The sequence below is a fragment of the Pigmentiphaga litoralis genome, from assembly GCF_048632615.1.
In the GTDB taxonomy this organism is placed as follows: Bacteria; Pseudomonadota; Gammaproteobacteria; order Burkholderiales; family Burkholderiaceae_B; genus Pigmentiphaga; species Pigmentiphaga litoralis_B.
In genome coordinates this window covers 2,718,647-2,741,894 of the sequence record NZ_CP184479.1, presented here as the reverse complement: position 1 = coordinate 2,741,894, position 23,248 = coordinate 2,718,647, and the positions used below count along the sequence as shown (strand labels likewise).

At 65.1% G+C, this 23,248-nt stretch carries 19 protein-coding genes and 2 pseudogenes; 14 read left to right on the top strand and 7 right to left on the bottom strand.

Annotated features, from left to right (window positions below):
• Nucleotides 1-7 precede the first annotated feature (7 nt).
• Nucleotides 8-871, bottom strand: coding sequence for an SDR family oxidoreductase (locus tag ACNANG_RS12295; RefSeq protein WP_420227407.1), 864 nt, complete (start codon nucleotides 869-871; stop codon nucleotides 8-10).
• A gap of 114 nt (nucleotides 872-985) precedes the next feature.
• On the opposite strand from ACNANG_RS12295, the gene ACNANG_RS12290 reads away from it, so the two are divergent.
• Nucleotides 986-1,882, top strand: coding sequence for a LysR family transcriptional regulator (locus tag ACNANG_RS12290; RefSeq protein WP_420227406.1), 897 nt, complete (start codon nucleotides 986-988; stop codon nucleotides 1,880-1,882).
• Nucleotides 1,883-1,889: 7 nt separating this feature from the next.
• On the opposite strand, the gene ACNANG_RS12285 is transcribed toward ACNANG_RS12290, so the two are convergent.
• Complete coding sequence (locus ACNANG_RS12285) at nucleotides 1,890-2,957, bottom strand: SDR family oxidoreductase (RefSeq protein WP_420227405.1); 1,068 nt, start codon at nucleotides 2,955-2,957, stop codon at nucleotides 1,890-1,892.
• A 468-nt stretch (nucleotides 2,958-3,425) separates the two neighbouring features.
• Between ACNANG_RS12285 and nhaA the strand changes: the two genes are divergently transcribed.
• A complete protein-coding gene (gene nhaA, locus ACNANG_RS12280; RefSeq protein WP_420227404.1) occupies nucleotides 3,426-4,604 on the top strand; it encodes a Na+/H+ antiporter NhaA in 1,179 nt (392 codons plus the stop codon).
• Here nhaA and ACNANG_RS12275 read toward each other — a convergent pair.
• Nucleotides 4,522-4,962: a response regulator gene (locus ACNANG_RS12275; RefSeq protein ID WP_420227403.1), complete on the bottom strand. Its 441-nt coding sequence runs from the start codon at nucleotides 4,960-4,962 to the stop codon at nucleotides 4,522-4,524. The genes nhaA and ACNANG_RS12275 overlap by 83 nt on opposite strands.
• Nucleotides 4,963-5,127: 165 nt before the next feature.
• A pseudogene (locus ACNANG_RS12270) lies at nucleotides 5,128-5,864 on the bottom strand (SDR family NAD(P)-dependent oxidoreductase).
• A gap of 178 nt (nucleotides 5,865-6,042) precedes the next feature.
• Between ACNANG_RS12270 and ACNANG_RS12265 the strand changes: the two are divergent.
• Entirely contained in the window at nucleotides 6,043-6,954 is a 912-nt protein-coding gene (locus tag ACNANG_RS12265; protein ID WP_420227402.1) for a LysR family transcriptional regulator, read from the top strand.
• 37 nt (nucleotides 6,955-6,991) lie between these two features.
• Here ACNANG_RS12265 and ACNANG_RS12260 read toward each other — a convergent pair whose 3' ends face one another.
• Nucleotides 6,992-7,342, bottom strand: a complete 351-nt coding sequence (locus ACNANG_RS12260) for a LysR substrate-binding domain-containing protein (RefSeq protein WP_420227530.1) — start codon at nucleotides 7,340-7,342, stop codon at nucleotides 6,992-6,994.
• Nucleotides 7,240-7,947, bottom strand: a complete 708-nt coding sequence (locus tag ACNANG_RS12255; RefSeq protein ID WP_420227401.1) for a LysR family transcriptional regulator — start codon at nucleotides 7,945-7,947, stop codon at nucleotides 7,240-7,242. Before ACNANG_RS12255 ends, ACNANG_RS12260 begins: the two co-directional genes overlap by 103 nt.
• A 126-nt stretch (nucleotides 7,948-8,073) precedes the next feature.
• Between ACNANG_RS12255 and ACNANG_RS12250 the strand changes: the two genes are divergently transcribed.
• The 8 genes from ACNANG_RS12250 (at nucleotide 8,074) to ACNANG_RS12215 (ending at nucleotide 18,666) form a co-directional block, all read left to right on the top strand.
• Complete coding sequence (locus ACNANG_RS12250; protein ID WP_420227400.1) at nucleotides 8,074-10,122, top strand: hydantoinase/oxoprolinase family protein; 2,049 nt, start codon at nucleotides 8,074-8,076, stop codon at nucleotides 10,120-10,122.
• Nucleotides 10,119-11,876 carry a hydantoinase B/oxoprolinase family protein gene (locus tag ACNANG_RS12245; protein WP_420227399.1) on the top strand — a complete coding sequence of 586 codons (1,758 nt, stop codon included), beginning with the start codon at nucleotides 10,119-10,121 and terminating at the stop codon, nucleotides 11,874-11,876. Before ACNANG_RS12250 ends, ACNANG_RS12245 begins: the two co-directional genes overlap by 4 nt.
• The gene (locus ACNANG_RS12240; protein ID WP_420227398.1) at nucleotides 11,866-12,339 is read left to right on the top strand and encodes a hypothetical protein; all 474 of its coding nucleotides are present in this window, start codon (nucleotides 11,866-11,868) and stop codon (nucleotides 12,337-12,339) included. Before ACNANG_RS12245 ends, ACNANG_RS12240 begins: the two co-directional genes overlap by 11 nt.
• Nucleotides 12,336-13,499: a CobW family GTP-binding protein gene (locus tag ACNANG_RS12235; RefSeq protein ID WP_420227397.1), complete on the top strand. Its 1,164-nt coding sequence runs from the start codon at nucleotides 12,336-12,338 to the stop codon at nucleotides 13,497-13,499. Before ACNANG_RS12240 ends, ACNANG_RS12235 begins: the two co-directional genes overlap by 4 nt.
• Before the next feature lie 55 nt (nucleotides 13,500-13,554).
• Nucleotides 13,555-14,544: a Bug family tripartite tricarboxylate transporter substrate binding protein gene (locus ACNANG_RS12230; RefSeq protein ID WP_420227396.1), complete on the top strand. Its 990-nt coding sequence runs from the start codon at nucleotides 13,555-13,557 to the stop codon at nucleotides 14,542-14,544.
• 143 nt (nucleotides 14,545-14,687) lie between these two features.
• Complete coding sequence (locus tag ACNANG_RS12225; RefSeq protein ID WP_420227395.1) at nucleotides 14,688-15,353, top strand: (2Fe-2S)-binding protein; 666 nt, start codon at nucleotides 14,688-14,690, stop codon at nucleotides 15,351-15,353.
• Between the two features lie 3 nt (nucleotides 15,354-15,356).
• Complete coding sequence (locus ACNANG_RS12220) at nucleotides 15,357-16,382, top strand: FAD binding domain-containing protein (RefSeq protein ID WP_420227394.1); 1,026 nt, start codon at nucleotides 15,357-15,359, stop codon at nucleotides 16,380-16,382.
• 1 nt (nucleotide 16,383) lies between these two features.
• Nucleotides 16,384-18,666: a xanthine dehydrogenase family protein molybdopterin-binding subunit gene (locus ACNANG_RS12215; RefSeq protein ID WP_420227393.1), complete on the top strand. Its 2,283-nt coding sequence runs from the start codon at nucleotides 16,384-16,386 to the stop codon at nucleotides 18,664-18,666.
• A gap of 31 nt (nucleotides 18,667-18,697) precedes the next feature.
• On the opposite strand, the gene ACNANG_RS12210 is transcribed toward ACNANG_RS12215, so the two are convergent.
• Nucleotides 18,698-19,591: a LysR family transcriptional regulator gene (locus ACNANG_RS12210; RefSeq protein ID WP_420227392.1), complete on the bottom strand. Its 894-nt coding sequence runs from the start codon at nucleotides 19,589-19,591 to the stop codon at nucleotides 18,698-18,700.
• A gap of 133 nt (nucleotides 19,592-19,724) precedes the next feature.
• On the opposite strand from ACNANG_RS12210, the gene ACNANG_RS12205 reads away from it, so the two are divergent.
• From ACNANG_RS12205 to ACNANG_RS12195, 3 genes and pseudogenes are all read left to right on the top strand, one after another.
• Nucleotides 19,725-20,741 (top strand): Bug family tripartite tricarboxylate transporter substrate binding protein, encoded by a 1,017-nt coding sequence (locus ACNANG_RS12205; protein ID WP_420227391.1) that lies wholly within the window; start codon nucleotides 19,725-19,727, stop codon nucleotides 20,739-20,741.
• Between the two features lie 22 nt (nucleotides 20,742-20,763).
• On the top strand, nucleotides 20,764-22,218 hold the full coding sequence (locus ACNANG_RS12200) for an aldehyde dehydrogenase family protein (protein ID WP_420227390.1): 1,455 nt from the start codon (nucleotides 20,764-20,766) through the stop codon (nucleotides 22,216-22,218).
• Between the two features lie 48 nt (nucleotides 22,219-22,266).
• Nucleotides 22,267-23,243 (top strand): annotated as a pseudogene (locus ACNANG_RS12195) (tripartite tricarboxylate transporter substrate binding protein).
• The last annotated feature ends 5 nt before the right edge of the window (nucleotides 23,244-23,248 follow it).

The window sequence follows — 23,248 nt, the reverse complement described above, 5'->3', positions numbered from 1 at the left end:
GCCGTCGCTACGACCCCTCCACAAATCCCCGATACGACCGCAACGGCCGGCCCAGGATCGCCGTCAGCCGCTCGGCATCGCCCGCCTCGGGCACCATGCCATCGCTCACGAACCGCTCCGCCATCAGACGCATGTCATACGCCATCCAAGCCGGCGCGTACTGGCGCAGGGTCTGTTCGAACTGCACCGTATCGTCGCCGCCGTATTGAATCGGCCGCTTCAACACATCGGTCCAGATGTCCGCCACATCGGCACCCGTCAAGACATCGGGGCCAACGATGTTGATGCGTTCGAGTGGCTGGGGCTGGGGCTGGGTCGCCTGGTCGCGCTCGATCAGTTTGATTGCCGCAACTTCCGCGATGTCGCGCGCATCCACCATGGCCAGTCCCCTGCTGCCGATCGGCATGGGATACACGCCGTGGTTGATCACCACGTCCTTGACGGTCAGATCGTTCTGGATGAAATAGGCCGGGCGCAGGATGGTGGCGGAGAAACCCATCTGCTCGATCATGCGCTCGACGGCGAACTTGCCGGCAAAGTGCGGCACATTGACATACACGTCGCTGTTGATCACCGACAGGTAGACGATCTTGGTTACGCCGGCCTGCCGCGCGACATTCAGGGCGATCAGCGCCTGGGTGAATTCACCCGGCACCACGGCATTGAGCAGGAATAGCGTCGACACGCCGTTGACCGCGCGGCGCAGTGCGTCGACGTCGAGCATGTCACCCTGAACGAGACTGACGCCCGCGGGCAGGCTGGCGTTGTCGGGTGTGCGGAGAAGCGCACGGACGTTGGCGCCGCGCTTGACGAGTTGTTCGATGACGTTGCGGCCGACAGTGCCGGTGGCGCCGGTTACGAGAATGGTCATGGTGTTCACTCCTGGAAAATTCGGTTGAAGGTGGGTTGACGCTTGCATCGTAGGCGTCTCACGCACGCACCGATAGACGGTATATTTGGACAGACCGTCTCAATGGTGGAACACATGGATCTTCTTGCGCTTGCTGACTTCAATCTGGTGGCCCGTCACGGAGGCTTTGGCCGCGCCGCCCGCGCAACGGGCCGCCCCAAGGCCACGCTGTCGCGCCGCGTGGTCGATCTGGAAAGCAGCCTGGGCCTGCGCCTGCTGGAACGCGGCGCGCGGGTGCTCAAGCTCACGCAAGAAGGACAGGCGCTGTACGAACGCACCAGCGCACTGCTGGCCGAAGTGGATGAGACGGCGGCCGCGCTGGCATCGGGCGGCGCCACCGCGCGGGGGCGATTGCGCATCAGCGCCCCCACTTTGTTCTCGCAGGCCGCGATGGGAAAGCTGGCCGGCGGCTTTGCCCTGGCCTACCCCGACGTGCGGCTGGAAGTGACGGCAGAAGACCGGGCGGTAGATATGGTTGAAGAAGGCTACGACCTCGTGATCCGCGTCAATCCCGATCCCGACGAAAACCTGGTCGGCCGCATCTTCTTGCGCGACCGGCTGGTGGTCGTGGCGCACCCCGGCCTGCGCGCCCCGACCCGGGGCAAGACGGCACCGGCTGTGGTGTATGGGCCGGGTGCAGACAAGGCGGAGTGGTCCATCATCAAGGGCGCCCGCACCACGACCCTGACGGTGGAACCCGTGCTGCGCCTGACCTCGCTGCTGATGGTGCGCGATGCGGTACGTGCCGGCGCCGGCGTGGCGCGCCTGCCCATATCACTGGTCAGCCATGACGTGGATCGTGGCCGCCTGGCATTGTGGGGCAAGGTCGACGAACCCGAGGTGGCATTGTGGGCCCTGTACCCATCTCGACGCCTGCTGAGCGCCCGCGTGTTGGCGTTTCTGGATTACTTGAAGTCGGCGTTTCCGAACGGCACGCCGGAAGAGCTGGCGGCCCATCTGGCCGGGGATTGAGCGGTCATCACGGAATCAACCGCTGCGCGCGCAGCCGCTCGAACAGTTCGAAGAACGACGCATCCGTGGCCTGATACGCCGTGAACCCGAGGCGGCGGCTATTGGCCATGTCAGTCATGACCTCCAGCGGACGACCCAGATCCAGGTCCGTGTGCCAGGCGGATGCCAGCCGCTCCAGGTCCGGCTCCACCAACCCGTGGCGGGCCGCGATGTCTCGCCACAGCGGGGCATCCTGCGCCATTGCGATCTCCAAAGGCTGGATATGTCCGCTATAGCCGGCCGCTTGAACGCCGAACCACTCGGCCAGTTTCGGCCACAACCAGCTCCAGCGGAACACGTCGCCGTTGACGATGTTGAACGCCTCGTTCTTGGCCGCATCGGTGTCGGCGGCCCATACCAGTTGTTTGGCCAGCATGCGGGCATCGGTCACGTCGGACAGGCCCTTCCATTGCGCTTCAGACCCGGGGAACTGGAAGGGACGGCCCGTTTCCTTGCAGATCGTGGCGTACACCGCCAGCGTCGTACCCATGTTCATGGCATTGCCGACGGCCTGGCCGATGATGGAGTGCGGGCGATGCACGCTCCAGGTGAAGCGATCGCGCTCGGCAGCGGCGTACACCTCGTCTTCCTGCGCGTAGTAGAAGTTTTCCAACGGCAGGCGCGGCTGGCTTTCGCGCAGTGGCGTGTCCGGAAGCGTACCGGATTGGGCATAGGCTTCGAAGGGGCCCAGGTAGTGCTTCAGGCCCGTGACCAGAGCCACATGGCGCACGCTCTTTCGGGGTGACAGCGCGTCCAGCAGGTTGCGCACCAAAGCGGCGTTGACGCGTATGTTCTCGGCTTCGGTGTCCTGCCGCATCCACGTGGTAATGAAGACGTGGGTTGGCGCGACGTCGGCCAGCGCGCTGCTCAACGCTTGCGGATCGAGCAGGTCGGCTGCGACATGCCGTACGTCGGGCAGATCCCTGGGCGGCCGGCGCGACAGGCCGATCACATTCCATCCGTTGGCCAGCAGTTCGCGCGCAACATGATTGCCGCCTATCCCTGTCACGCCTACCACCAAAGCGGTTCGTTGCATGCTGTCTTCCTTTCATCGTTTGGTGCAATGGCGTAATGCAGCATTCCGCATGCCTGCGCACGGAAGCCAACTCGGCCGTGATCTTAATGCGACGACACAACGTCGCGGCCTGGGAGAGCTTGACCGGGTCGACCAACAGGCGACCAGGAAGGTACTGCTTTTGAAAAAACCGTTTTTTGCCACATCTGCCACTCAACGCACGGAGATGGCAGATGTGGCAAATTTCCGGAAATTTTCAAATCAGGGAACCTGCCCGCGCCGCTCGCTGCACCATGGCCCTGCCCGGCAATCGCGCAAGAACAGGAGCCATATCTTGCGAACGGGACAACACTTCGTGACAGATCCCGTTCGCCTTGTCCGTTAGAATCTTGGCCTAAGGACGTGCTGCGTGTGCTTTGACCCCGCCCGATCATCATCGGGGTCATAAAAACGGAGAACCTGTTGAACTTGACATAGGAACTCCTCAGCATGCCTGACCGCACGCCCTATTCCCTCGCACGTCCCACGCTGTTTGTTCGTTCCCTTCTGGCGCATAGCGCTGCTGGCGGTGTGATCCTAATGGTCACCGCCGCGCTGGCCATCATCGTTGCCAACTCCCCTTTGCTTGACCTGTACCAAGGCACGCTCGCGTCCTATGTAGGCGGCCTGTCCATCCTGCACTGGATCAATGATGGGCTGATGGCCATCTTCTTCCTGCTGGTCGGCCTCGAGATCAAACGCGAAGTGCTGGAAGGCGAGCTCTCTTCGTGGCCGCGGCGTATCCTGCCCGGCAGCGCTGCGCTGGGCGGCATGGCCGGACCTGCACTGATTTACTTGGCGTTCAACCTGTGCGCCACCGGGCATCCCGGCGGGTGGGCCATTCCGGCGGCCACCGACATTGCCTTTGCACTGGGTGTCCTGTCGCTGCTTGGTTCGCGTGTGCCGATCTCCCTGCGTGTCTTCCTGATGGCACTGGCCATCATCGACGACCTTGGGGCCGTGGTCATCATCGCGTTGTTCTATACCAGTTCACTGGATGCCGCGGCCCTGGGCGGCGCGGTGCTCGTCACGCTGGGGCTGATCGGCCTGAATCGTTTCGGCGTCACCCGGCTGCTACCCTATGTCGCGCTGGGTGCATTGCTCTGGCTGCTGGTGCTTAAGTCCGGCATTCACGCCACGCTGGCCGGTGTCATTCTGGCCTTCACCATTCCCTTGCGCACGCCGTCCACGCCAGCTGCCGGATCGCCATTGCTGACGATGGAGCACGGCATCCAGCCCTGGGTCACCTTCCTGATCGTTCCTGTGTTCGGCTTCGCCAATGCCGGCGTGTCGTTTGCGGGGATGAGCCTGTCGGCGTTGCTTGAGCCGGTGCCGCTGGGTGTGGCTCTGGGCCTGTTCGTGGGCAAGCAATTGGGCGTCTTCCTGACCAGTGCCGCGGTCATCGCGCTTGGGCTGGCCACCCTGCCCGCGCAAGCTACCTGGAAGCAGATGTATGGCCTGGCAGCGCTGTGCGGCATCGGCTTTACCATGAGCCTGTTCATCGGCCTGCTCGCCTTTCCCGACTCGCCCGTGCTGCAGGATCAGCTCAAGCTGGGGGTGCTGGCCGGGTCGCTGGTGTCGACGCTGCTCGCGGTAGTGCTGCTGCGCTCGCGTCGCGCGGTTGGTTGATGAACTCAATCAGTTCCGGACTGCCGACCGGTTTGCAGAAGTACCGGTCGATGCCCGCCTCGAACGCCAGATGTCTGTCTGCCTGGCGTCCATGGCCGGTCAATGCGGCGATGGAGATGACGCCCATATCGGCTTCCCCTCGTAGCCGGCGCGCCAGCTCGTAGCCGTTCATTCCGGGAAGGTCGATGTCCAGCAGCACCACGTCGGGCTTGACCTCCAGCGCCTTGGCAAGCGCGTCCTGCCCGTCATGGGCCGTGGTCACCGTGTGGCCCGCACTGTCCAGCAGCTGCGCCAGGATGTCGACCATCATCGTGTCGTCATCGACGATCAGAACGCGCTTGCCTTGTATCGTCGACAAGGAAGTCTCTTGCAGGGTCATGGCGGCCACCCGTGGATCCAGCGTGAGTAATTGGTTAGATTCTACCGGCTTAATTCCCGGAAGGTATCCGCCTTGACTCACACCCGGCTCGACGCCCGACTTGCAGGGCTCATCGCGCCAGCCGCCGCGCCCTGCAAGGATCGTTCAGACCTGCGCCATGCCGCCATCCACGAACATTTCGATGCCGTTCACGAAGCTGGCGGCGTCCGACGCCAGAAACGCCACGGCCTTGGCGATTTCTGCGGGCTCGCCCAGACGGCCCAGGGGATCTGCGACGCCAGGTAATCGAACAGGCCCTGGCGCTCATCTTCGGTCGCCAGGCCGCCCAGACCCGGCGTGCGGACCGGACCAGGACTGACTGCATTGACACGGATCGCGCGGTCTTTGAGATCGAGCGCCCAGGACCGCGCAAAGTTGCGCACCGCCGCCTTGCTGGCGCTGTAGACACTGAAGTTGGCCGTGCCTTGCACGGATGCGGTCGACGACGTCAGGATGATGGCCGCGCCGTGCGTCAGCAATGGCAAGGCTTTCTGAACCGTGAACACCAGACCGCGGACGTTGGTGCCGAAGATGCGGTCGAAGTGTTCCTCGGTGATTGCGCCAAGCGGCAGCATGTCGCCGCCACCTGCGTTGGCGAACAGGATGTCGAGCCGGCCGGCGGACCTGGCGATCTGCGCGTAGACGCGATCCAGGTCGGACAGCACCGACGCATCGGCCCGGATGGCCGTGGCGGCGGCGCCGATGGTGGCTGCGGCGGCGTCGAGTTCTTCCTGGCGGCGTCCGGTGATGAAGACCCGCGCGCCTTGCCGCGCTAATTCTTGCGCAGCGGCCAAGCCAATGCCGGAGCTGCCACCGGTCACGAGGGCGATCTTGTTGTTCAGGGGTGTTCCATGTTGCTCTCCAATCAGACGTAGTGATTCGTGGCTGCATCGCCATGGACCTCACTGTAGGAGCGCGGCATTGACAGAAAAAGCGCATGCAATGGAAAGACTATCCACGACAGTGGATAATGCTGCTGTCACCGTCGGTACGCATCGAAATGGGCAAGGAGAGCACGGCATGGATCAACTATTGGCGATGCGCGTGTTCGCAAAAGTCGTTGAGACCGGCAACTTCACGCGCGCGGCCGACGCGCTGGACATGCCCAACGCCACCGTCAGCAAACTCGTGCAGGAACTCGAATCGCATCTGAACGTGCGGCTGCTTCAGCGCACGACCCGGCGGGTGACAGTGACGTCCGAAGGACAGGCCTACTATGCCAAGGCGACGCGTGTGCTTTGCGACCTGGACGACATCGATGCATCGTTCAACGTGGTGCGAGGCGCGCCCCGCGGCCCTTTGCGTATCGACATCGGCAGCTTGACCGCAAGCAGCGTGCTGATTCCGCTCTTGCCCGATTTTGTGCAGCGCTTTCCGGACATCCGCATCGACCTTGGCGTGTCCGACCGCGCTGTCAACCTGATCAGCGACAGTGTGGACTGCGTCATCCGGGGCGGGCCGATGGACGATTCGTCATTGGTCGCGCGCCGCATCGGCCAGGCGGCCATGGTGACGTGCGCCACCCCGGCGTACCTGAAGCAGCACGGTGTGCCGGCCTATCCCGAGGAACTCAGGAATGGCCACAAGCTGATCAGCTATGTCTCGACCCAAAGCGGCCGGCCGTTTCCTTTTCGCTTCGAACGGGACGGCGAGAAGTCCGAGCTGAAGGTGGACCATCGCGTCGGGATCAACGAGAGCACCGCACACCTGGCCGCCTGCGTGGCGGGCCTGGGCATCGTGCAGACCTTTGCCTATGCGGCGGCGCCCTATCTCGAACAGAAGGCCCTGGTCGAAATACTGAGGCCCTGGCGCCCCGCGCCTTACCCCTTCCATGTCGTGTACCCCAGCAACCGGCACGTGACGCATCGTTTGCGGGTGTTCATCGACTGGTTGATGGAGCGGTTTCCGGAGGGGCTGACGGGCGGGGCATAGCGGCGGGGCATCGCGCTTGCCATCGACTTCGCCGGCGTCATGCGTCCAGGGGCGGGCTCAGGTTTCCTTCCCATTCCCTCACGATTGCCTGCACCATCTCCGACACGATCTGGCAGGCCGTCGTCATCTTTCCGTGCTTGGGCAAAGCCAGCGTCACATGCCGCTTCAGACTCGGCGTGACGATAGGTGTGGCTTGCAACCGCTTTGCGCGCAACTCCGACACGAACGAATACGGGCCAAGCACCGCGTACAGCGGCTGGCTGGCGGCCAGTTCCTTTTGCAGCGTCAGTGAATCCGCTTCGACCGCGGCCTGCAGCATGAAGCCTTTGCTGCGTGCGGTCTCGTCCAGCATTGCGCGCCAATGCGCGGGGCGGCGAGGCAGCACCAGCGGCAGTCCGGCCAGGCGGGCGAAGTCGATGGAGGGGCGCGCGTCAGCATGTCGCCGGGCCGCGCGACCAGGTAGGTGCCGACGCTGGCCAGCAAACGTTCCTCGGCACTGTCCGGCCGGCGGTAGCGAAACAGGATCGCCATGTCGACCGCGCCGCCATCCAGCAGGGTGTCGAGTTCGCCGCCCTGGCCCTCGCGCACATTCAACCGGATCGACGGGTACTGTTCCTGCAGCCGCGCATATAGCGTCGTCAGCAAAGGGTGCGCGGCGGACGGCAGGATCCCGAGCCGGACATCCCCCATGGGCACGCTGGACGTGGACCGGATGTCGCGGAACAGCTGTTCGGAATCTGCCAGCCAGGCCCGGACGCGAACCACGATGTGTTCGCCCTGCTCCGTGAGCACGACGCCGCGGCCGGTGCGGCGGAACAGCCGCGCGCCGCAGGCGGTTTCCAGGTCGGTGATCTGGCGGCTGATGTGCGATTGCACGGTCTGGCGGGCGGCCGCGACCTTGGTGAAGCTGCCGGCTTCGACCACATCGACGAACAGGCGCAGCGCCGCGGGATCCATGGCTTCCGGTCCCGCCGGATATCTGTTTTTTGGCATGTCTGAAATCTCCGCTGCCAGTCTATTCAGATATCGAACGCTTGCCTAGACTGCGTTCCAAGATGACCGGACAGGAAATGCCATGAGCAGACAGGAGACACCCGGTTCCGCCCCCTGCGTATCGCAGTGGACATTGGCGGGACTTTTACCGACCTCGCGACATTCGACGAGAAGACCGGACAGCTGTCCTTCGGCAAAGCCTTGTCGACGCATGGCGAGCTCGTTAACGGCATTCAGCACACGCTGGACAGCGCCGGGGTCGACCTGGCGAACGGCTACCTGTTCCTGCATGGCTCGACCATCGCGATCAACACGCTGCTGGAGCGCAACGGCGCCAACACGGCATTGCTGATCACCGAGGGCTTCCGCGACATTTATGAGATTGGGCGGGTGAATCGTCCGGACGCGTACAACCTGTTCTTCGGCAAGCACGTGCCCCTGGTCAAGCGGTCGCAGCGCTATGAAGTGCGGGAACGCCTGCGTGCCGATGGCAGTCTGCACCGCGAGCTGGACGAAGAGCACGTGCGCGAAACCGCCAAGGCATTGAAGGCCCAGGGCATCGACGCCGTGGCCGTGCTGCTGCTGCATTCCTACCGCAACCCGGAACATGAACAACGGGTGAAGGCGATCCTGCAGGAAGAGCTGCCTGGCGCCTTCGTGACGGCGTCGCATGAACTGTCGCAGGAGTATCGCGAGTTCGAACGCGCGTCGACCGCAGTGGCCAATGCCTATGTGGGGCCGCGCGTGTCGGCCTATCTGGGCGAGCTGGAAACGCATCTGCACGAGCGGGGTTTCGGCGGCGCGTTCTATGCCGTGCAGTCGACCGGCGGCCTGTTCCCGGTGGCGCATGCCCGCCGCGACTGTGTGCGGATGCTGGAGTCCGGACCCGCCGCGGGCGTGATCGGTGCGCAGGCGATTTGTGCGCAGCTGGGCCTGGGCGATGCCATTGCGTTCGACATGGGCGGCACGACGGCCAAGGCAGGCGTGATCAGCGACGGCAAGCCGCTCACCACGGGCAGTGCACTGATCGGCGGCTATGAACGCGCGCTGCCGATCCAGATCCCGATGATGGACATCTTTGAAGTCGGCACGGGCGGCGGCAGTATTGCGCGCATCGAATTGGGTCAGTCCCTGCGGGTGGGCCCGCGCAGCGCGGGATCGTCGCCTGGCCCGGTGTGCTATGGCCGCGGCGGCAAGGAGCCGACCGTGACGGATGCGAACCTGCTGCTTGGCCGTCTCGACCCCGATCACTTCCTGGGCGGCGACATGCCGCTGGATCATGCGGCCACGATGACGGCCATGCATGAACGGATCGCCGGTCCGCTGGGCCTGGAACCGGTGGCGGCGGCTGATGGCATTCTGCGCATCGCCGTGACGGCCATGTCGCACGCGGTCAAGGCCGTCACGACCGAACGCGGGCTGGATGCAGGACGCTTCACCATGGTGGTGTACGGCGGCGCGGGGCCCTTGCATGCGTCGGCCATCGCGCGTGAACTCGGCATCCGCAAGGTATTGATTCCGTTCGCGCCGGGCTACTTCTCGGCCTACGGCATGCTGTTCAGCGACCTGCGCTACGACTACGTGCGGTCAGTGTTCCGCCGCCTGGAAGACCTGTCCTTCGACGAGATCGAAGCCATGTATGCGTCCATGGAAGAGGAAGGCCGCGCCGCCATCGGCGCATCGGAACTGACGCCGGAAGGCATTGTGATCGAGCGGGCCGCCGACATGCGTTACGTGGGCCAGGAACATGCGGTCACGGTCGATCTGCCGCGCGCGTTCTTCGAGCAGGAAGACCGCGAAGCCATCAAGCGTCACTTCGACGAGATCCATGCCGTGCGGTACGGCACGTCAGCGCCCGATGAACCGTCGGACATCGTCAGCCTGCGCGTGACGCTGCTTGGCACGATGCGCAAGCCGCCGCGTCATGCGGTGCCGGTGGGTGACGCCACGCCCGCCGCCGATGCGATTCGCGCCACCAAGCCCGTGTATTTCCGCGGCAGCGGCTTTGTCGATACTCCGGTCTATATCCGCGACAAGCTTTGCAGCGGCAACCGGATCAGCGGCCCTGCACTGATCGAAGAGCATGCATCGACGACCGTCCTCCAGCCGTTGGACACGCTTGACGTCGACACCTGCGGCAACCTGCAACTCACCATCGGGAGCGATCGTTCATGAGCGTCCTTGCCCAACCCCACGCCTCGGTCGACCCCGTCACCGTCGAGATCGTCCGCAACGGCCTGTTTGCCGTCACGGAAGAAATGAAGACCAACCTGATGCGGACGGCCTACAACCTCATCATTTACGAAGCGCTGGATTTCACGGTCGGGCTGTTCACGGTCGAAGGCGAGACCGTGTCGATCGGCCTGGGCCTGCCCATGTTCATTCGCGGCATGTCGGAAACGGTCAAGGCCAAGATCCGCCACTTCGGCCTGGAGAACATCCACCCCGGCGACATCCTGGTCACCAACGATGCGTACACGACCGGCAGTCACCTGAACCACTTCACGTTCACCATGCCGGTGTTCCACGAAGGCGAGATCATCGGCTTTACCTGCTGCATGGCGCACTGGCTGGATGTGGGTGGCACGCTGGGCCAGGTCACGACCGACATCTTTTCCGAAGGCATCCAGATCCCGATCGTGAAGTATCGCAAGCAGGGCGTGGTGAACCAGGACCTGGTCGACATCATTGCCATGAACGTGCGGCTGCCCGAACGCGCGATGGGTGACCTGCGCGCGCAGATCACGGCCGTGACCACGGGCGAGCGGCGCTTTCTGGAACTGGTACAGCGTTACGGCGCGGCCGAGGTCAAGGCGTCGATCGCGCAGATCATGGACCAGTCCGAGGCCGTTGCGCGCCAGAACACGCTGAGCATTCCCGATGGCACGTATGAAGCCGAGTCCTATATGGACGATGATGGCGTCGAGGTAGGCAAGCGCATCCCGATCCGTGTCAAGGTGATCAAACAAGGTGACGAGATGACGATCGACCTGTCGGACGTGAGCCGGCAGGTGCGGGGCTTCTACAACTCGGGCTTCACGACGGGGATCGCCTGCGCGCAGGTGGCCTACAAATGCCTGACGACGCCAACGGACTATCCGGTCAATGACGGCAGCTTTCGCCCGTTGAAGGTCATCATGCCGATGGGCACGGTGATCAGCGCCGAACGTCCCTTCCCGATGCGGGTGTGGATGACGTTCCCGATGACGGTGATCGACACCATCTTCAAGGCACTGGCCACGGCGATTCCGGATCGCGTGATCGCCGGTCACCACGCCGACCTGGTGTTCCCGAACATCCATGGCATCTCGCCCGAAGATGGCCGCCTGTTCATCGTGGGCATCGGTCCGCTGGGCGGCGGCTGGGGCGCGAAGTCGTCGGAAGACGGTGTGTCGGTCACCGTCTGCATCAACGACGGCGACACGCACAACAGCCCGACCGAACAGCTGGAGGCCAAGTACCCCGTGCTGGTCGAGAAGTACGCGATTCGCGACGACAGCAGCGGCGCCGGCCGGCAGCGGGGCGGCCTGGGCGCCGAGATGATCGTGCAGGCCCTGTCCCCGTTCTCGGTCACGACACGGATCGACCGGGTGCACTGCAAACCCTGGGGTCTGCATGGCGGGGGTGAAGCCGCGGGCAATGGCATCGCGATCCGCAAGAAGGGCGAATGGAATTCGGACATGCCGAACGCCAAGATCTTCAATGTGCGGCTGGAGCGTGGCGATGCCTACAAGATGATGTCGGGCGGCGGGGGTGGGTTCGGCAACCCGGCGGAACGCGATGCCGCGCTGGTTGCCGAGGATGTGCGCGAAGGGTATGTGAGTGCGGAGGTGGCGCGCGAGATCTACCGCGTGGCGCTGCTGGCCGATGGGGCGGTCGACACCGAGGCGACGCGCAGCCTGCGCGGCACGGCCGATCATGCCAGCTGATCGCCAGGCCGGCTCGTATCGCTCGGGCACGGGCAGCCTGGGCCCTGGCCGCGCAAGTGGCAGCGCCGCCGTCCGCGATCCGGGCGAGCGCACCCGCGTGCTGCTGCGCATGTGGGAAGACCTGGCGCGCCAGCACGTGTCGATGGGCGGCGGGTGCGCCTGCGGCATAGGCGGCGTGACGGTGCGGCTGCAGGACTTCGAGCACGACATTGCCGACTACCTGGTGGCCGAAGCGGAACGGCTCAAGCAGGCGGACGTACTGGCCTTGCTGTCGCAGCATGTGCGGTTCGATCCGCCTGGGGAAGACGAGATCGTGAAGGTGCTGCGGGCCATGGCCGATACCGATTCGCCACCGCCGCTTGCGGTGGTCGAGTGGCTGCTGCAGCGGCTGGAACGCACGTTGAATTCGTTTGCCAAGTTGCACGGCGGCGCGGCGGCGAGCACGGTAAAGACGACACCATGACCACGAACCCATCGTCCCCCACGCCCGTCACGGTCCTGACGGGCTTTCTGGGCAGCGGCAAGACCACCGCCCTGAACGCACTGCTGGCGCAGCCGGCGCTGCGGCATACCGCGGTCATCATCAACGAGTTTGGCGAAGTCGGTCTCGATCACCATCTGGTCGCGCGCACGGAAGAAGACCTGGTGCTGCTGGCCAATGGGTGCATCTGCTGCACGGTGCGTGGCGACCTGATCGGCGCGTTCACGATGCTGGCCGGGCAGCGCGCCGAATCTGAAGGCGCGGCGGATGACGCTCGTGGCGGGGAGACGGATGGCGCTCGTGGCGGCGCGGGCGGCAGCCCGGTCGACCGCGTGATCGTCGAAACCACGGGCCTGGCCGATCCGGCGCCGATTCTGCATACCTTGATGAGCGATCCCGCCGTCACGGCAAAGTATCGGCTGGCCAATGTCGTGGCCACGGTCGATGCGGTGAATGCCGAAGGCACGCTCGACCGGCATGCCGAGGCCGTCAAGCAGGTGGCCGTGGCAGACCGGCTGCTGCTTACCAAAACGGATCTGGTCGATGACGCGGCGCGGGACCGCCTGATCAGGCGGCTGCGCGCCATCAACCCGGCGGCAGACATCGTGGATGTGACCCAAGCGATCGCCCACCCGGAAACGCTGCTGGGCGATGACACGTACGACCCCGCGCGGCGCGGCGCGGATGTCGAAGCCTGGCTGCGGGTGGCGGCGTATGAAGACGACCATGAGCATGCTCATGATCATCACGGCCACGATTCCGAGCACGCTCAACATCACGGGAAGGCTCACGATCACACCCACACCCACGACCGCAATCGTCACGACGATCACATCAAGGCCTTCTCCATCATCCGCGACCAGCCGGTGTCCTGGGCCGGTCTGCAGACCTGGCTCGACATGATCGCCGGCATGCGCGGCGACGACCTGCTGCGCGTCAAGGGCATCGTCAACGTCATCGAACACCCCGATCGGCCCGTCGTGATTCACGGCGTGCAGCACCTCTTCCATCCGCCGGCCTTTCTGCCGGCCTGGCCCGACGCGGATCACCGCAGCCGCATCGTCTTCATCACCCGCGACATCGAACGCGACTTGGTCGAAGACACGCTCAGGATTTTCGAAAGCCGGCGCACGCGCCGATGATCGCGTGAACAAGAACAACGGGCCGCAAAGGCCCGCAACACTGGTGGAGACTACCTTGAACAAGCGCAGAACCCTGATTACCGGCGCGCTGCTGTGCGCCGTCACCACGGCGCCGCTGCTGATGGCGCCTGTCATGGCCGCCGATTCGGCCTACCCCAGCCGTCCTGTCCGCGTCATCGTCCCTTATCCGCCCGGCGGCACCGTCGATGCGGTCGCGAGGGTCGTGGCCGAAGGCCTGACCGAACAGATGGGACAGACCTTCGTGGTCGAGAACCGCGCGGGCGCCAGCGGATCGATCGGCAGCGAGGCCGTGGTGCGGGCGGCGCCCGACGGCTACACGCTGCTCGTCAACGCGTCGACCTTCGCGGCCAGCCCGCTGTTGATGAAAAACCTGCCGTACGACATCAATCGCGATTTCACCCCGATCACCAATCTGGGCGACGTGCCGCTGCTGGTCACGGCCTACCCCGGCATTCCAGCCGCCAACCTGCGTGAATTCATCGCGTTGGTGCGCAAGAACCCCGGCAAGTACAACTTCGGTTCGTCGGCCGTGGGATCCGCCAGCCACCTGGCCGAAGAGGCCATCAAGTACGAAGCCAAGCTCGACATCGGCATCGTCCAGTACAAGGGCACCGGCCCGGCGCTGACCGACACCATGGGCGGCCACGTCAGCGCCATGACCGACGCGATTCCGTCTTCCCTGCCCCATGTGAAAGGCGGCAAGCTGAAAGCGATGGCGGTCACCAGCGCGCAGCGTCTGCCCTCCTTGCCCGATGTCCCCACCGTGGCCGAGTCCGGCCTGGATGGCTTCGACATGGTGTCGTGGTACGGTCTCTGGGGTCCTGCCAAGCTGCCTGCCGACATTACACACAAGCTGCACGAACAGGTGGTCAAGGCGCTCAAGTCTCAGCGGGTGGCACAGGTCTTGAGCGAACAGGGCTTCATTCCGCGCGGATCGACACCGGATGCGTTCGCCGCCTATGTCAAAAGCGAGAACGCCAAATACGAAAAGTTGGTCAAGGCCGCCAACATCAAGGTGGACTGACGGCAGGGCCCGCCCCCGATGCCGCCGCCTGAGTGATTTCCAATTGAAAGCGGCACTCGATTTTCTAGCGATGAGTCGAGTAGATTGAGTCCTTTCCACGAGACGGTTCCGGCAACGGCGACCGCCGCCGCAGAGGGGCTCTCATGAATCAACCCGACGACACGTTCAAACCGGGCAGGCGTTCGTTTCTTGGTTACAGCGCCGGCGCCGCGTCCGTCGCAGCCGTCACGGGCTGTGCGTCCATGGCGGCCGACGACCCGCTGGCCGCCGCCTCGGCGCCGCCCGCCGCGGGGGACGCCGCAAGCACCACCCAGGCTGTCCAGATGCCGATGACCCTGCAGGTCAATGGCCAGACCCGGCGCCTGTATGGCGACGTGCGTCTCAGCCTGCTGGACGCCCTGCGCGAAAAGCTGGAACTGACCGGCTCGAAAAAAGGCTGCGACCAGGGCCAGTGCGGCGCCTGTACGGTGCATGTGGATGGCAAACGCGTGCTTGGCTGCCTGACCCTTGCCGTGACGGTGCAAGGCAAAAAGATCACGACCATCGAAGGCCTGGCCAGCGCGGACCGCCTGCACCCGATGCAGCAGGCGTTCATCGACCACGACGCGTTCCAGTGCGGCTACTGCACGCCGGGGCAGATCATGAGCGCCGTGGCGATCGTCAACGAAGGCCACGCCAAGAACGACAATGACATCCGCGAGTCCATGAGCGGCAACCTGTGCCGCTGCGCGGCCTACCCCAACATCGTTGACGCCATCAACGATGCCAAGGTCAAGATGGCCGCGACCCCGTCGCCGGCGGGGAGCTGAGCCATGCGCCCCTTCTCTTTCCAACAGGCAGCCAACGAGCTGGATGCGGTCCGTGCCGCGACGCCCGCGCCGGGCGGGTCCGACCTGCGCGCAGACGGCGCCGCCGTTTATCTGGCCGGTGGCACGACCCTGGTCGACCTGATGAAGCTGGACGTCATGCGTCCCGTCAAGCTGGTGGACATCAACGCGCTGGCGGCTACGCATGGCGGGATCGAAGCCGATGCCCGCGGCTTGCGCCTGGGCGCCCTGGCGCGCATGGCCGACGTAGCCGATCACCCGGCGGTGCTGCGTGACTACCCCGTGATCGCCGAAAGCCTGGCGCTGGCGGCCAGCGGGCAGTTGCGCAACATGGCCAGCATTGGCGGCAATGTGCTTCAGCGCACGCGGTGTTCCTACTTTCGCGACACGAGCTACGCCGCCTGCAACAAGCGGGTGCCGGGCAGCGGCTGCGCAGCGATGGAAGGCGTCAACCGCATTCACGCGGTGCTTGGCACCACATCCCAATGCATCGCGAGCTATCCGGGCGACCTGGCCCAGGCACTGATCGCACTGGGCAGCGACGTCCAGGTGCTCGGGCCGAACGGACCCCGCATGTTTCCGTTCGCTCAGTTGCATCTGCCATCGGCCGACACGCCCGAAACCGAGACCACGCTGCGTCCGGGCGAACTGATCACCTCGATCTTCGTGCCTGCCGGTCCGTACACGCGCCGATCCACCTATGTGAAGGTAAGGGACCGCCAGTCGTATGCCTTTGCGTTGACCTCCGCGGCGGTCGCGCTCGACCTGGCCGCCGATGGCACCGTGCGCGAGGCGCGTATCGGTCTGGGCGGCATCCACTACGCCCCCTACCGGGCCAGGGACGCCGAGGCCGCGCTGAAAGGCAGGGTGCTGGACGAGGCAAGCGCCACCGCGGCCGCCGGCGCCGCCCTGCGGGGCGCCGTCACGCACGGTCACAACGACTACAAGCCCGAGCTGGCCCGCCGCACGCTGGTGCGTGCTCTGCTGCAAGCCAAAGCCAAGGAGATCTGAAATGGCCACGCTGACAGACCCGAATCCGGCAACCCGGGCCGGCGGTATCGGCGCGCGCGTGACGCGTGTCGATGGACCCGCCAAGGTGACCGGCACGGCCGATTATCCGTCGGACGTGACCGTCAAACGGCCGCTGTACGCCTACTTCCACACCAGCAGCATCGCCCTGGGCCGCATCGAAACCATCGACGAGCAGGAGGCCCGAGCGCTGCCAGGGGTGGTCGACATCCTGACCTGGCGCAATACCGCCGGCATGCTCGACACCGTGCCGCCGTCCAAGGGCGGCAGCACTTCGATACCGGTCCTGCAGTCCGCGGACATCCATCACGATGGCGAGATCGTTGCCGTGATCCTGGCGGAAGACTACGAAACCGCGCGGGATGCGTCGCACCGGCTGCGCGTGGCCTATTCCGCCCGCACCCCCACGGCCACCTTCGGATCGACCGGCTTAGGGCCGGAAGTGCAGAAGGACGGCCCCCGGTTCAAGAACAGCAATGTGGGCAATGCGGCCGCGGCGCTGCAGTCCGCCGCCGTCAAGATCGAACAGCACTACGCGACGCCCACCCAGCATCACAACGCCATTGAACTCTTTACCACCACCGCACAGTGGCAAGGCGACGAGCTGACCATTTACGAGCCCAGCCAATTCCTGGTCGGCTCACAGAATACGATCGCGACGGCGCTGCGGATCGATCCCGCCAAAGTGCGAATCATCAGCAAGTATGTAGGCGGCGCGTTTGGCGCGAAGGGTATGACGACGAGCCGGACCGGCCTGATCGCCCTGGCCGCGCGCAAGCTGGGCCGCCCGGTCAAGATGGTTGCGACGCGGGACCAGGGCTTTACCATCGCCACCTACCGCGCCGAAACGCGGCAGCTGGTCAGGCTGGGCGCATCGCGCGACGGCAAGTTCACCGCGCTCGTCCACGAAGGCGACGAAGTCAGCAGCCGGATGGACAGTTACAAGGTGGGCGGCACCGAAACGACGGCCCGCATGTACGCGATCCCCAATGTCGCCAGCAAGGTGACGGTGCAGCACGCCGATCGCAACACGCCGGGCTTCATGCGCGCGCCGGCCGAAGTGCCCTACATGTTCGCGCTGGAAAGCGCGATCGACGAACTGGCCATTGCGTTGCAGATGGACCCGGTGGAACTGCGCCGCATCAACGATGCGCAGGTCGAACCCATCGAAAAGCGCCGCTACAGCAGCCGTTCCCTGGTGCAGTGCTACGACGCCGCCGCCAAGGCCTTCGGCTGGGACCATCGCCGCGCCAGGCCCATGTCGATGCGCGACGGCGACTGGCAGATCGGATGGGGTTGCGCCACGGCCTGCTACCCGTCGATGATCGCGCCCAGCTTTGCGCGCGTCAGCCTGTCGGACACCCATGCCAAGGTCGAAGTGGCGGGGCATGAAATCGGCACCGGCGCATACACGATCTACGCGCAGACCGCCGCGCAGATGCTCGGCCTGCCGGTGGACAAGGTCGAGGTCGTCATGGGCGACTCGCGGTTGCCGCCGGCGCCCGTGGCCGGGGGCAGCAACAATGCAGCCAGCATCAGCAACGCCATCGCGATGGCCTGCATGCGGATCCGCGAGCAGCTGGCATCGGCTGCAGTGAACGATCCCAAGAGCCCCCTGCACCGCCGCGACATGGCAAGCGTGCAGCTGGTGGACGGCCAGCTGCGCGCGGCGACCGGACCCGGCGAACCACTGGCCGCGGCAGTGGCCCGCGCCGGCGGCGGGGTCGAGGCCATGGTGGGCAACCAGCCCAGGAACCTGCCGCCCGAGGCCCTGGCGGGGCTGCGCAAGGGCCGGTTGATGATGACCGGCGGCAGCATGGCGGAAGACTTCGTCAAATACGCCTTTGGCGCGGAATTCGTCGAAGTCCGCGTCCACCGGCTGACCCGCGAAGTCCGGGTGTCCCGCATGGTCGGCGCGTTTGCCGCCGGCACGATCATCAACCCCATCACGGCGCGCAGCCAGCTGATGGGAGGCATGATCTGGGGCATCAGTTCGGCGCTGCATGAAGCCACCGAGATCGATCATCGCAACGCGCGCTACACCAACGACAACCTGGCCGAGTACCTGATTCCGGTCAATGCGGATGTGCCCAAGGTGGATGTGCTATTCGTGGCCGAAACGGATCGCGAGGTGAATCCGCTGGGCATCAAGGGCATCGGCGAATTGGGTTGCGTGGGCACGGCGGCGGCCGTGTGCAATGCGATCTTCAATGCCACTGGCGTACGTATCCGCGAATTGCCGGTGCGGATCGAAAAGCTGCTGTAGCAAGCCTGGCGCAGTCTCATTGCGCCACGTCTCAGACGCCGATGGCGCGGATGTGCCGGATCAGTGTGCTGACAAATGCGGCGGTCGCGGGTGACGGCGGCCGCCGTGGATGGGACACGCAGACCAGGTGGCGCGACGGACGGGGCGCTTCCAGCAGATGCCCTTGCACCTGTCCGCGCTGAAGGGGTCCGCGAATCGCAACCCGCGGCAAGACCGTCCCGAAGTCGCTGCGGCCCACCAGGTGAAGGATGGCGCTGATCGAGTCGAGTTCGACCGGCGGCTGCAGCAGCACGTCCTCCGCTTCGGCAAAGCTTTCCAGAATGCCGCGCAAACCGTGACGGCGGCTGGGCAAGACAAGCTTCATCTCTCCAAGCCGCTGGAACGGAACGCTGTCTGGCAGGGATGCAAAGGCCGCGCCCGTCACCAGCAGCAGGTCCTCTTCGGCGATCGACTCGGACATCAAGGCAAGCGAACGCCGCGGTTTGTTGATGATGGCTGCGTCGAGCTGGCCGACCGAGACCGCGTCGGTCAGGGTGCCGCTGAAGCCGTCTGTCAATGACAGTTCGACCTTTGGATGCTGGTCGGAGAACTCAAGCACCGTATCGACCAACACCCCCTGCGCAAGGCTTTCGATCATGCCGACCCGCACCTGCCCTGTCAGTTCACCGTTGGTCTGCATGACCTGCTCGCGGGCGCGCGCATAGTCGCCCAGCACCGGAAGGAAAAGCCGGTACATCTGCCGCGCCTCTGCGGTCGGCTCCATGCCTTTCGGATTGCGCACGAACAGGGGCTTGCCAATGTCTTCTTCCAGTTTGGCGATCTGCATGCTGAGCGCCGGCTGCACGATATTCAATCGCCGCGCCGCCCGCGTGACGGACCCTTCTTCGTACAGACACACGAAGTACTGCACCTGCCTGAATTCCATGACGATCCTGCCCAGTTCCGTTCAATCAGTTCGAGTGATGTAGTGCATCACTTTATATTAATTGACCTGATATAGACGGATTTCTAGACTGCTCTGCATGCGGCCACTCAGAGTCGCACCAGGAGACCGGTCCATGTTCCTCAAGCCATCACCAGGCGCGCCAGTGCTTCCATTGCCTGCGGCCGCCATTGTCTTTGCCGTCCTTGCGGGAGCCACCCTCGCGCTGTGCGGCGCTTCCGCGCGGGCACAGACCGACTACCCATCCAAGCCGATTCGTATCGTCGTGCCGTATCCCACCGGCGGCTTCAATGACACGCTGGGCCGCATCGTGGCCGCCAAGCTGTCGACCGCCTGGAAACAGACGGTGATCGTTGAGAACAAGCCTGGCGGCGGTACGGTCATCGGTACCCAGGCAGTGGCCAACGCGCCCGCCGACGGCTATACGCTGCTCGTCGTGCAGTTCCCGTTTGCCGCCAATCCCTGGTTGTACAAGTCCCTGCCCTACGACAGCGCCAAAGCCTTCGCGCCCGTCGTACTGGCAGGACGATCGCCGATGTTGTTCGTCGTGCCGGGCAGCAGTCCGCTGCGTTCGATGCGCGACGTGCTCGCGCAGGCAAAGGCAAAACCGGGCACCTTGAACTACGGCTCGTCCGGCGCGGGTTCGTCGAATCACCTGGCCATGGCGCTGTTCGAAAGCGTCACGGGCACGCGCATGACGCAAGTTCCCTACAAGGGCAGCACGCCCTTGCTGACGGACCTGGCGGGCGGCCAGGTCGACCTTGCCATTGACCTGTTGCCCCATGCCCTGCCCTTCATCCAGTCCGGCCGGCTGCGCCCGCTTGCAATCGCCGGCACGCAACGCTCTCCCTTGATGCCCGATCTGCCGACCACCACCGAGGCCGGCATTCCGTCGTACGAAGTGACGTCGTGGCATGGCCTGGTCGCGCCCGCGGGTACGCCGCCCGCGGTCATCGACAAGCTCAACCGCGAATTGAATTCGATTTTCGCTATGGACGACGTCAAGAAGACGTTCGCGCAGCAAGGCGTGGTTCCCGATGGCGGGAGCCCGGCTCGCTTTCAGCAATTCATCGATGCGCAGATGACGCTCTGGAAGAAGGTGGTGCAGGACGCCGCCATCACCGCTGAATGACCCTCTGCCTCGGCACCTGACCATGACCTTATCGACCGCACACAATCTCATCGATGGCCGGTGGCAACCCGCCGCGTCCAACGCCTGGGGCACCCGCAACAATCCGGCTGACGGCACGGCGCTGGGCCGCTACGCGGCGTCGTCGCGCATCGACGCGGACCATGCCATCGGCGCCGCAAGGCGGGCCTACGATCAGCCGGGATGGGCGCAGAATCCCCGCCTGAGGCAGCTCGTCATGCTGCGATGGGCAGACCGACTCGACGCGCGCGCCGACGCCCTTGCCCGCCTGCTGACCCAGGAGAACGGCAAGGTGCTCGCGCAGGCACGGGGCGAGATCGCCGCCAGCATCTCCGAAATCCGGTACTACGCCGGCTTGTCGCGCTACCTGCCGGGACACGTGTTCGAAGTGGAGCCAGGCGCGTTTTCCACCTTGCTCAAGGAACCCGCCGGCGTCGTGGGCATCATCGTCCCGTGGAACGCCCCCGCCTTGCTGTTGATCCGCTCGCTGACGCCGGCGCTGGCTGCGGGGTGCACCGCCGTCATCAAACCTGCGCCCCAGACCGCATTGATTACGGCGGCCCTGATCGCCGAACTGCACGATGCGGAGGGTTTGCCCGCCGGTGTCGTCAACCTCGTCAGCGAAGACGGACATGAGGTCGCGTCACGCCTGGTCGAATCGGGCGATGTCGACGTCATCAGCTTCACGGGCTCGAACGTGACGGGTCAGCGCATCATGGCCGCCGCGGCGCCCACCATGAAAAAGCTGTCGCTCGAATTGGGCGGCAAATCGGCTTGCGTCGTGTTCGACGACGCGGACGTGAACGTCGTGGCGCCCGCCCTGGCGGCGGCGGCCACCATCATTTCCGGACAGCAGTGCACGGCAGCGCGTCGCGTGCTCGTGCAGGCCCGGCACTACGAGGCGATGAAGGTCGCGCTGACCGATGCCCTGCGCGGGTTGACCGTCGGGCCAGGGCTGGCCGCGGGATCGCACATTGGCCCGATGATCGACGAGGCATCGGCGCGCAGTGTCGGTCAGCGGATCGACGAAGCCATGGCCGCGGCCGATGAAGTGCTGCTGCAAGGTCGGCGCGGCACGGGGCCGCTGGCCCACGGCGCCTTCCTGACGCCCAGCCTGGTGGCCCACCGCGACACCCGTGCGTTCTTCGTACAGGAAGAGATCTTTGGACCGCTGGTCGTGCTGGAGCGCTTCGAAGACGAAGCGGAAGCCGTTGCGCGCGCCAACCATTCGGAGTTCGGCCTGTCGGCCAGCGTCTGGACCCGCGATGGCGCGCGCGCCATGCGCGTGGCGCGGGCCCTGCGCAACGGCACCGTCTGGATCAACGACCACAACAAGCTGTTTGCCGAAGCGGAAACCGGAGGCTACCGCCGCAGCGGACTCGGGCGGCTGCACGGCTATGACGCGCTGATCGACTTCCAGGAAATCAAGCACATCTACCAACAGGTCGGCACGGTGTAGCACGCCACACGCACGACCACCCAAAACAAGACCGGAGACACCCTGACCATGGACCGTTTGATGCCTTGCCTTGCTGCAGTCGCCATGACGCTTGCCGCCGCCAGCGCGCACGCCCAGAGCGCGCCGCCAGCCTATCCCGACAAGCCCATTCGCATCGTCGTGCCCTACCCCCCAGGCGGATTCAACGACTCCATGGCGCGTCTGATGGGCAGCAAGTTGCACAAGGCCTGGGGCCAGCCAGTGATCGTGGAAAACCGGCCGGGCGCGGGCACGATCCTGGGTACGGAAGCCGGCGCAAAAGCCGCGCCGGACGGGTACACGCTGGTCGTGGCCGGCTTTCCCCTGGTCGTCAACCAGTACCTCTACACCAAGCTTCCCTACGACGCGAAGAAGGACTTCAGCCCGGTGATCCTGGGGGCCAGACGCCCAACCTGCTGGTCGTCCGCGCCGACTCGCCCTTCAAGTCGATGGCCGACCTGCTTGCCGCCGCGAAGGCCGCGCCGGGCAAGCTGAACTATGCATCGGCCGGTAATGGGACATCGCTGCATCTGGCCATGGAGTACTTCAAGAACGTGACCGGCACCGACATGAATCAGATCCCGTACAAGGGCAGCGCGCCGATGGTGACGGATCTGCTGGGCGGCCAGGTCGACGTCATGTTCGACAACCTGCCCAACGCCCTGCCGCACGTCAAGGCGGGCAAGATGCGCGCGCTCGCGGTCACGTCGCCGCGGCGGCTGCCTGAACTGCCCGATGTACCGACCGTGGCCGAGCAGGGCTACCCCGGATTCGACGTGTACGTCTGGTATGGCCTTGCCGCGCCCAAGGGCACGCCCAGGCCCATCCTCGACAAGCTCAATGCGGAACTGCAGAACGCTCTCAAGGCGGAGGACGTCCAGTCGACATTCGCCGCGCAAGGGGTGGAGGTGCTGGGGGGCTCGATTGCCGATTTCGAGCGGTTCTTTGCCGCCCAGGACGCCAAGTGGGCGCCGGTGATCCGCAATGCCGGCATCCGGGCGGACTGACCTGG